Genomic DNA, 2,906 nt, shown 5'->3' on the forward strand with positions numbered 1-2,906 from the left:
CCGGTGCTGCCTGTGCCCAAAAATACGTATTCTGGCCTGCAACCGTTGGTGGAATATTATGCTTTGTCCCCACTGTATAACTTTGTCACGCTGGATATCCGCAACAGTTGTACCACCGTGCCATTGAATGGGGACGGCACGTTTGAGCTGATTTTTCGTTTCGAGGGCGAATTGCCGCTGACGGATATCGATGAGACATTCTTATTGGGTTGTGTACCGGCCATTCATCTGGAAAATCGGGTAAGCCTGCCCATTGAGCTGGAAACTGACAACCACCGTTATTCTCTGCCGTTGGGAGAGTCGGTGCGGTTGTTCCGGCTGGGTGATATTGAGGTTGTGGAACAGCCCGGTGACAGTGAGCAACGCGGGACACCGTATCACTGGCTTCCGATTGAACAGTTTACTCCCGCCGGGCGTTTTCGGGATGAAAATGAGCAACCCGACACGTTTTATTACCAGCTCCAGACCGAACCCGATTTTCTCGGCAGAATCCAGCACCGGCTACACTTTTTTGATTTGACGGGCAAACCGGCCAACAACTTACCTGCCATTGAAGTCTTGTGTTATTTCACCGGCTACCATGAACAGGCACCGGCATTGACGCAAGGCACGATTACCGTGACGCAGGAAGGTGCACCGTCTCATCTCAGCGTCCACAATATCACACCGGTCATGACCGATTACCCGCCCCTGTTGCAGGAAAAGAGCGGCTGGCCGCTGCTGTCCTGCCTTTCCAGCCCGCCAATGATGCTGTTTGCCACCGACAGCCTGAAACAGTTTCTCCGGCTATTTGACCCGTATGCCGACACGCATCGTCCCCTGAGCCGCCAGTTCCGCCAGCACATTGACGGTATTGTGCAGGTCGGAGAGCGCCTGACCGACCGGATGCGGCTGGGGCGTTCTGTGCGCGGGCATTTACTCGCGCTGACGCTAAATCCCGACTGCTACCGTAATCCGGGGGAGATGTATCGGTTTTGTCGGTTAATCAATCAGGCATTGGCGTGTTTTATCACCCAGTCTGCGTTTGTCATGCTGGAGATTTTTACGCCGGACAGTCACAAGGCACTGTGGCAGTTCTGGCATGTTGATGGACTACGCCCGGAAATGTAATGGATTAAGGAACACATGACAGGAATCATAAGGAAAGAATCAATATGAAAAGTGGATTACGTTTTGTCTGCACTATCGCCGGTGTGCCGGCAGACACGTTTGCTGTAGGGGAATTCTCCCTGCAAGAGGGATTATCAGAACTCTTTATCCTGAACCTGACGCTGGTCAGAGCCGGTAACCTGAATCCGTTCAGACCACAGACGGAAATTGATTTGGCCTCACTGCTGATGCAGGAAGCAGTGTTGCAGGTGTTTAACGGGGACAGGCTGCAACGTAAAATCACCGGCATTATCTCCCATGCGGACTGGGCGGGCACCGATGGCAATAAGACACTCTATACCGTGACCGTGCGGCCTGCCTGTTGGCGGCTGACGCTCAATCAGGACAGCCGGATTTACCATCGTCAGAATGTCCCAGCCATCTTAAACAGTCTGCTGAAAAAACACCGGGTACAGGCCGACTCAAAACTCTACGATGCGCATCAGGACCGGGAATACGTGACCCAAAAACGTGAATCCGATTATGCGTTTTTCAGCCGTCTGGCAGCGGAAGAAGGTATCAGCTTCTGGTTTGAGGATGAAACGGCGTTTTTCAGTGACAGTCACCTTGGTATGACCGCCGGGCTGCCGTTGCAATACCAGCCACAGCCGGAAACCGCCTACGGAACCGATACGATTTATCAGGTACGGTTGGGTGTCGGTATGAGTCCGCAGCGCAGCCTGCATAAAGATTTCAACCCGGCAGAGCCGCGTTATCACCTCTCCCATATGCACAGCAGTGAAGGTTTCCGTGACTTCGGCAGCCAGACCCCCTATGCCGTGTTTGAAAGTTACGGGCGTTTTCAGAAAGATGCGGCAGCTATTCCGTTTTTAAAATACCGGCAGGAAGCACTGGACAACCAGAAACAGACGGGCAGTGGCAGCAGCAACTGCATCAAATTGATGCCGGGTAAAATTTTCGAGATAAAAAATCACCCCCATAAGCCACTGAATGTGCGCTGGCAGGTAGTCGGTATCAGTCATCATGGGCGTTGCCCGCAGGCACTGGGCGACAGTGGCGGTGAAGGCACCACACTCAGTAATCATTTCAGTTTTATCGACGGCCTTGCCGACTGGCGTCCGCCTTTCCACTATAAACCACTGGCAGACGGGGATGAAACTGCCCTCGTGGTCGGCCCGAAAGGGGAAGAAATTTTCGTCAATAAAGACGGTGCGATTAAAGTCCATTTCCACTGGAACCGCTACGACCCGCCGGATGATGGCGCTTCGTGCTGGGTGCGGGTGGCACAGGGCTGGAACGGTAACGGCTTTGGCTTTATGGCAATCCCGCGTATCGGGCAGGAAGTGATTATCTCCTATCTGAACGGTGATATTGATCGTCCGATTGTCACCGGCTGTGTTTATAACGGCCTGAACCGCCCGCCACTGGATTTACCGGCTCAAAAAACCCGCACCACGTTTAAAACCAAGACCCATAAAGGCAAAGGCTTTAACGAACTGCGTTTTGAGGATGCGAAAGACAGTGAAGAAATCTATCTCCACGGTCAGAAAGACCTGACAGCGCATATTGAAAACGATGCTTACTGGCATATCAAACATGACCAGAAGAGCCGCATCGATAACAACCGTTACCACGATATCCGCGCCGATGACCATCATCAGGTCGCGGGTTCTCAAAAAATTACCACCGAAGGGGATGTGTCGCACCGGATTGCCGGCAGCCAGCATATTCAGACCGGGGATGCCACCGTGATTGACAGCGGGCAGGAAATCCACCTGAAAAGTGGCGGCAAAGTG

The 2,906-nt window shown here is 52.9% G+C and carries 2 protein-coding genes; both read left to right on the forward strand.

Annotated elements, in window-relative coordinates:
- Positions 1-1,110 (forward strand): type VI secretion system baseplate subunit TssF (locus tag AACS90_RS21685; protein ID WP_193757309.1); only part of this gene is annotated, 1,110 nt, incomplete at its 5' end.
- A 44-nt stretch (positions 1,111-1,154) separates the two neighbouring features.
- The coding region (tssI, locus tag AACS90_RS21690; protein ID WP_099123632.1) for a type VI secretion system tip protein TssI/VgrG at positions 1,155-2,906 on the forward strand (1,752 nt) is incomplete at its 3' end.

It is taken from the genome of Xenorhabdus sp. KK7.4 (assembly GCF_963876465.1).
GTDB classification, from domain to species: domain Bacteria; phylum Pseudomonadota; class Gammaproteobacteria; order Enterobacterales; family Enterobacteriaceae; genus Xenorhabdus; species Xenorhabdus stockiae.